Origin of the sequence: Microbacterium sp., from assembly GCF_039812165.1 — a bacterium.
Lineage (GTDB): Bacteria > Actinomycetota > Actinomycetes > Actinomycetales > Microbacteriaceae > Microbacterium.
Window position 1 is genome coordinate 1 of the sequence record NZ_JBDIAB010000153.1, and the last position, 7,495, is coordinate 7,495.

General features: G+C 73.0%; 4 protein-coding genes and 1 pseudogene. All 5 read right to left on the reverse strand.

What is annotated here, in order from left to right:
- A pseudogene (locus WML84_RS11325) lies at positions 1 to 667 on the reverse strand (hypothetical protein); the annotation flags it as partial.
- Positions 664 to 1,257 (reverse strand): ComEA family DNA-binding protein, encoded by a 594-nt coding sequence (locus WML84_RS11330; protein ID WP_347346253.1) that lies wholly within the window; start codon positions 1,255 to 1,257, stop codon positions 664 to 666. The pseudogene WML84_RS11325 and the gene WML84_RS11330, both read right to left, overlap by 4 nt.
- A gap of 114 nt (positions 1,258 to 1,371) precedes the next feature.
- On the reverse strand, positions 1,372 to 3,543 hold the full coding sequence (treS, locus tag WML84_RS11335; RefSeq protein ID WP_347346255.1) for a maltose alpha-D-glucosyltransferase: 2,172 nt from the start codon (positions 3,541 to 3,543) through the stop codon (positions 1,372 to 1,374).
- A gap of 240 nt (positions 3,544 to 3,783) precedes the next feature.
- A complete protein-coding gene (leuS, locus tag WML84_RS11340; protein WP_347346256.1) occupies positions 3,784 to 6,363 on the reverse strand; it encodes a leucine--tRNA ligase in 2,580 nt (859 codons plus the stop codon).
- A gap of 123 nt (positions 6,364 to 6,486) precedes the next feature.
- Positions 6,487 to 7,495: anthranilate synthase component I family protein (locus WML84_RS11345; RefSeq protein WP_347346254.1), on the reverse strand; the 1,009-nt coding region annotated here is incomplete at its 5' end.

Here is a 7,495-nt window from a genome sequence, read left to right on the forward strand (position 1 = left end):
TGCCACGGCCTGCGCGCACGACGAGCACCTCCCGCTCGCCGGGTCCGGCCCGCGCGGCGGTGCCCCGGACGGCGACCGACGCGCCGAGGTCGAGGCCCTCCGGCCGCGTGGCGGCGAGCACGACCACCGGGAAGGAGACCGCGCGCTCGACCGGCCCGTAGCGCACGCGCTCGGCGACCGCGTCGAACCGCCAGCCGACGGCGGACGGCTCGACCTTCCCGACGACCGTCGCGACGACGGTGACCGCCCGACCGCCCTCGACGGCGAGCGAGGCGGCCTCGGCGCGTGCGGGCTGGACGATCGCCACCTGGGTCGCGACGGCGCCGCCGAGCGCCAGTGCCACGGCGGTGATCGCGACCACGGCGCGGAGCGAATCCCGAACACCGGACCCGACCGTGCGCGACCCCGGCAGCGAGGCGTGGCCAGGCGAGCCGATCGCACGGGTGTCGCGATGCCTCATCCGGTTCGCCGGAGCGTCGGTCGGTCCCTCTCTCGCACGAGCGAGTCGCACCGCGGCCAGCAGCGCGGCCGCCGCACCGACCCACAGACACCCGGCGACGATCCCGGCGGCGTCGGGAGCGTGCGTGGCGACCGCCGCGGCGATCCACGCCGCCGTCGCGACCGGCAGCAGCCGCAGATCGCGGCGCCGTGCCGACCGCAGGCTCACACCGTCACCAGCTCGCGCAGGGTCTCGAGCATCTTCTCGCCGATGCCGGGGACGGCGAGGAGGTCGTCGACGCTCGTGAACCGGCCGTTGCGCTCGCGCCACTCGACGATGCGCGCCGCGAGCGCGGGCCCGATCCGCGGCAGCGTGTCGAGTGCGGCCCCATCGGCGGCGTTGAGGTCGACGCGACCGTTCGACGGCGCGGCCGCCCCGGGCGGCCCCGCGGTCGCGGGTGGTGCCGCCTCGCCCACGAGCGGCACGTACACCTGCTCGCCGTCGGTGAGCGGACGGGCGAGGTTCACGGCATCCCGGGCCGCGCCCTCGGCGAAGCCGCCGGCGGCGGTGACGACGTCGACGATCCGGGCGCCCTGGCTGAGCCGGTACAGGCCGGGAGCCGCCACGGCGCCCGACACGTGCACGAACAGCCCGGCGGGCTCCACGGTGGCGGGTGCGTCGGGCTGCAGCGGCACGGTCTGGGCGGCGGGCGCGCGGACGATCCCGATCACGACGGTGAGCGCCGCCGCCGCGATCACGAGCGCGATCGCGGCGCCGACGCCGAGCCGTCGTCGGCGTGTGTCGGGAGCGGTGGCCACGACGGCGACGCTAGGCGTCGCGCAGGCCGCGCGGAGCCGCGATCCCCCGATCCGTGGAGAGTCCGGTGAGATCGCCTGCTGTGGAGGAGGACCCGGACCTGGCGCCGGGTCCGGTCAGGCGTCGCCCTCCGCGGCCTCCGCCACTGGCTCGGCGTCCACCACGAGGAACCGGCCCTCGTACGCGCCGAGCTCGACGGCGAAGCTGAGGAGGTCGTCGACCTGGCCGATCAGGTCGCCCGACTCGGCGTCGCGCACCGCGCGGCGCGGCACGAGCGACTCCGAGCGCACCGTGCCCTGCACGGGCTGCGCGGTGAAGTTCAGCACGGTGATCTGGATCCGCGCGTCGACGCCCGCGTCGCCGCCGTCGAGGCGGTGCACCATCACGAGCATGCCGGGATGCGCGACGTCGGGAACGTCGATCTGCGTGCCCACCGCGATGTCGAAGCGCTCGCGCACGCGCAGCACCGTGCGCAACTGCTGGACGAACGACCCCCGCTCGCGGAGCTGCCGCGGCAGCGAGCCGTACAGCGAGCGGCCGCGAGGGACGCCGGACGACGAGCTCACGGCATCCGGATTGACGTCGAGCAGGTCGTGCGCGCCGCGCTCGACCCAGCGGGTGTCGCCGCCCTCGACGAGCACGTCGACGTCGTCGGCGCGGAGCGGGAGGAGTCCGAGGAGATCCCACGCCGACAGCGCGAACACGCCGGGCTGCCACGCGTTGAACTTCGCCAGGAGCAGGTGGGCGCGCTGGATGTCGGCGACGTGCTCGGGGCCGATCGCGTCGAGGGTCGCGTGCCCCTGCGTCGCGGCGATGACGGATGCCGTCGTGCACGCGATGCCGTTGGTCGTGAACACCAGGTTGTAGTCGGCGCTGTCGCCGGTGAGGCGGTCGAGGAGGTCCTGCCTGATCGTCTCGGCCAGCTCTGCCCCGGTGACCTCGCCGCCGCGGAACGGGTAGAGGTCGGCGTGGTGCTCGGTCGCCCAGTGCACGAGCTCATACGTCAGCTCGTCGTGGTTCTGGAGCGCGTGCACGAGCATCGCCGGCTCGACGCCGACCTCGAGCGACGTGCGCAGCGTGAGCCGCAGGAACTCGGTGTCGCCGGTGGCGAGCGCGTGCTGGTAGGCGGGCCGGTTGATGAAGTCGTACGACAGGTCGGCGCCCACGCGGCCCGTGTCGCGGATGTCCTCCATGGTGAGGTTGAGCTCTTGGAACGAGAAGCCGCCCACCTTGCGCACCATGCTGGCGATGAGGTGGTTGGCCGCCTCGGACAGCGGGTGGCCCTCCGACCAGGCCGGTCCCTCCGCGCTCTTCTCCACACCCAGGAAGCCGTTCGCGTCGAGGCGGAGCGCGCTCGTCCCGAGGTCGCCGAGCGAGTGCAGGGCGTCGCCGATGACGAGACGCATGCCGGCGAAGGTGGGGTCGAGCCAGTTGATCGACGGCTGGCCCTGCTTGAAGTAGTGCAGGTACACCCAGCGCCGCGTCCTGCCGTCGACGCCCTTCACCTGACCGGTGGCCGACCAGTTGGTCTCCTTGATCCCGGGGGCGAAGAAGATCACCCGCTGCAGGCGCCCGATGATGTAGCCGTTCTCGGCGAGCTTCTGCTCCGACTCGGTGTCGAGGTTGACGGCATCCCGCCCGTCGGGCACGTCGGGGAGCAGCCCCCAGTCCTCCTCGGGGATCTCGACCATGTGGTAGATGCCCGGGTAGTCCTTGTACGCCATCTCGGCGAGCCGGAAGTCGGCGCCCTTGCCGGTGTGGCCCGGCACGATGTCGTCGATGACGCTGCCGCCGTGCTGGTCGGCCACGTCGGTGAGCGTGCGGAACTCGTCCTCGGTGCCGAACGCCGGGTCGATCTGCGTGCTGATGCGGTCGAAGTGGCCGTCGACGCTCGCCGTGTGGGCCCAGCCCGAGATGCCCCCGGCGAGCTTCACGGGGCCGGTGTGCACCGCGTGGATGCCGATCCGCTGGAACGCGCGCCACAGCTGCTCGTCGCCGAGCGCGCCGAGGAACGACTCGCCGGGGCGCGTGATGAGCGAGATCGGGTAGGCGGTGAACCACACCGAGGCGGTCCGGATCGCCCGGCGCGCGTCCGGGCGCGCATAGGGGTTGCGCCACATGCTCGGCTGCCCGGACAGTCCGCGACCGAGGATGTCGGCGTCGCCCAGCATCGACTGCCGCTTGAGCCACTCGACGTAGGACGGGTTCGAGGCGTCCGCCGCCCGCGGATCGGCGAACGAGCGGCGGATGTTGCTCGAGCGCAGCTGTGCTCGGGGACGCAGCCGCATCGGCCGGGCCGGGTACCGCTCCTCGTCGAAGCTGATCTCCTCGGGCGTCGACGCCTCGTCCGCGTCGGCGTCGGGCGTGGCCGGGTCGACGTCCTGAGGCCGGATGACGGGGATCGCCTCCGTCCGGGCCTCGGCGAGGATCTCCAGGTCGTCGTGAGCGCTCATTCGACTCCGTTCCGCGGGGACAGCGATGCGTCAACGCTAACCCGAGGCCGGGGACGGTGGGCCCGTCCCGGCCTCTCAGCGGGTGGAGAAGCTCACGACCTTCGGGGCCCGCACGACGGCGCGCGTGATCTCGCGACCGGCGAGCGAGCGCACGATGCGCTCGTCCCCGCGCGCGAGCGCCTCCAGCTCGTCGGACGAGATGCGCGCGGGCACGGTGAGCGTGCCGCGCACCTTGCCGTCGATCTGGACGACCGCGGTGACCGACTCCTCGACGAGGAGCGTCGCGTCGGGCTGCCGCCACGGCGCGAGGCCCACGAACGGCTGGTAGCCGAGCGTCGCCCACATCTCCTCGGCGGTGTGCGGGGCGAAGAGGTCCAGGATCAGCGCGGTCGCCTCGGCGGCTTCGCGCACCGCGGGGTCGGCCGCGCCGGCGCCCGAGTCGATGACCTTGCGCGTCGCGTTGACGAGCTCCATGAGCCGCGCCACGACGACGTTGAACTTGGTCTGCTCGACGAGGGTCGGCGCGTCCTGCCAGAGCCGGTGCGTCACGCGGCGGAGCGCGGCATCGCCCTCGGCCCACACGACCTCGGGGGCGCTCGTGACGTCGGCCGCGACGCGCAGGGCGCGGGCGAGGAACTTCGCGGCTCCGGTGGTGGAGACGTCGTCCCAGTCCTTGTCGTCCTCGACGGGCCCCGCGAAGGCGAGCGCCACGCGCAGCGTGTCGGCGCCGTGCAGGTTCAGCTCCTCCTGGAACAGCACGAGGTTGCCCTTGCTCTTGGACATCTTCGCGCCGCCGAGGATCACCATGCCCTGGTTGATGAGGCTCGAGAACGGCTCGGTGAACTCGACCAGGCCCATGTCGAACAGCGCCTTGGTGATGAAGCGCGCGTACAGCAGGTGCAGGATCGCGTGCTCGACGCCGCCGATGTAGAAGTCGACCGGGCCCCACTTGTCGGCCTCGCGCGCCGAGAACGCCTCGGCGGCGTCGTTCGGCGAGAGGAAGCGCAGGAAGTACCACGAGCTGTCGACGAACGTGTCCATCGTGTCGGGGTCACGGCGGGCGGGCTCGCCCGTCTCGGGGTCGGTCGTGGTGACCCACTCGGTGGCTGCGCCCAGCGGCGAGGAGCCCTTGGGCGTGAGGTCGAGGCCCTGCACGGTCGGCAGCTGCACGGGCAGCTGGTCGTCGGGCACCGGCACGATGCGGCCGTCGTCGGTGTGCACCATCGGGATCGGCGTGCCCCAGAAGCGCTGCCGCGAGATGAGCCAGTCGCGCAGGCGATAGGTCTTCGCCGCCCGCCCCCTGCCGGTGGCCTCGAGCTCCTCGATGACGCGCGCGATCGCGTTGCGCTTGCTGAGGCCGTCGAGCGAGCCCGAGTTGACCATGCGGCCCTCGCCCGTGAGGGCGACGCCGGTGGATGCCGGATCGATCGTCGCCAGGTCGGCCCCCTCGGGCTCGATCGGCACGCCGTCGTCGTCGAGCTCGATCACCGGGATCGCCCCGGTGACCGGAGCGGTCGTGTCGACCACGACGCGCACCGGCAGATCGAACGCACGCGCGAAGTCGAGGTCGCGCTGGTCGTGCGCGGGCACCGCCATCACCGCCCCGTGACCGTAGTCGGCCAGCACGTAGTCGGCGGCCCAGATGGGGAGGCGCTCGCCGTTGATCGGGTTGATCGCGTACCGCTCGAGGAACACCCCGGTCTTGGCGCGGTCGGCGGTCTGCCGGTCGATCTCGCTGGTCTTCTGCACGCGCTCCAGGTAGTCCTGGAAGCGCGTGCGCACCTCGGCCGAGGCGCCCGCGGCGAGCTCTGCCGCGAGGTCGGAGTCGGGAGCCACCACGAAGAACGTCGCGCCGTGCAGCGTGTCGGGGCGGGTCGAGAAGACGGTCACCGGCGACGGATGCCCCTCGATCGCGAAGTCGATGTCGGCACCGGTCGAGCGGCCGATCCAGTTGCGCTGCATCTGCAGCACCTTGTGCGGCCAGAAGCCCTCGAGCTGGTTGAGGTCGTCGAGCAGCCGGTCGGCGTACTGCGTGATGCGGAAGTACCACTGCGTGAGCTTCTTCTTGACGACCTCGGCGCCGCAGCGCTCGCACCGGCCGTCGACGACCTGCTCGTTCGCGAGCACGGTCTGGTCGTTGGGGCACCAGTTGACCGCGCTCTCCTTGCGATAGGCGAGACCGCGCTCGTGCAGGCGCTGGAACAGCCACTGGTTCCAGCGGTAGTACTCCGGGTCGCTCGTGCGCAGCACGCGCGACCAGTCGAACGAGACGCCGTACTGGTGCAGGCTCGCGCGCTGCTGCGCGATGTTCTCGTAGGTCCACTCGCGCGGGTCGGCGCCGCGCTTGATCGCGGCGTTCTCGGCCGGCAGGCCGAAGCTGTCCCACCCGATCGGGTTCAGCACGTTGTGCCCGCGGTGCCGCCAGAAACGGGCCACGATGTCGGAGTACAGGTAGTTCTCGGCGTGGCCCATGTGCAGGTCGCCGGACGGGTACGGGAACATCGCCAGCACGTACTTGCGGGGCCGCGTGTCGTCGTCGCCGCCGGCGCGGAACGGGTCGGCCTCGGCCCAGCGGCGCTGCCACTTCTCCTGGATGGCGTGCGCGTCGAAACCTCCGGAGTCAGCGGCAGCGGCGGTGTCGGGCGTGGAGGTCATGGACACGGAGAACCAATCGTGCGGCGGGAGGGGGCGGGGCGCGGACGGACGCGACACCCTAGATTACCGGACGGCCCGCCGGCCCGGTCTGGGCCGGACCACCCGGCACGCGGCGCGACGTCGTCACCAGCCGGGCGGGAGCGCGGCGCCCAGCGCGGCCAGGGGTGCACGGGCCTTGATGCCGACCTCGGCGACCTCGGCCGCGGCATCCGACCCCCACGTGATGCCGCCGCCCGCGCCCACGTACGCGCCGGCCTCGTGCATGACGATCGAGCGGATCACCATCGCGAGGTCGGCGGCGCCGTCGGCGCCGATCCAGCCGAAGCACCCCGCGTAGACGCCCCGCGGATCGCCCTCCAGACGATGCAGGATCGTCATCGCCGACAGCTTGGGCGCGCCGGTCATGCTGCCCGCGGGAAACGCGGCGTCCCACACCCCGCCCATCGTCGTGCCGGGGCGCAGCCGGCCCGCGACCGTGCTGACGAGCTGGTGCACGGTGGGGTAGGTCTCCACGACGAGCAGCTCCTCGGCGGCGACCGTGCCGGGCAGGCACACGCGCTGCAGGTCGTTGCGCATGAGGTCGACGATCATGACGTTCTCGGCGCGCTCCTTGGCGCTCTCGCGCAGCTCGCGGGCCTGCCGCGCGTCGTCGGCCGGGTCGGCGCCGCGCGGACGCGTGCCCTTGATCGGCCGCGTCCGCACGATGCCGTCCGCCAGCCGCAGGAACGTCTCGGGGCTCGCGCTCGCGAGCGCGACGCCACCGCTGCGGATCAGGCCGCCGTGGTGGGTGGACGACGCCGCCCGCAGCCGCAGATAGGTCTCGACCGGGTCGAGATCGGATGCCGTCACCTCGAACCGCGTCGTCAGGCACAGCTGGTAGGCGTCGCCGTCGCGGATCGCCTCGCGGCAGCGCGCGATGAGGGCCGCGTACTCGTCCGGCGTGTGGCGGCCGGCGACCTCGCGCGGCGGCGGCGCCTCCACGTGCGGCGCCGCGCCCCGGAACCATCCCTCGACGAGAGCCGCGAACGCGTCGGCCTCGGAGGCCGGCGCGATCGCCCACGCGCGCCGCGCGGCGTGGTCGAACGCGACGAACCGGTCGGCCCGCAGCCACAGCTCCTCCGGCGCGGACGGG

What these genes read in the sequence shown, in the direction of transcription:
- treS (WP_347346255.1), bottom strand. Translation starts at nt 3,543, where the DNA reads ATGCGGCTGCGTCCCCGAGCACAGCTGCGCTCGAGCAACATCCGCCGC.
- leuS (WP_347346256.1), bottom strand. Translation starts at nt 6,363, where the DNA reads ATGACCTCCACGCCCGACACCGCCGCTGCCGCTGACTCCGGAGGTTTC.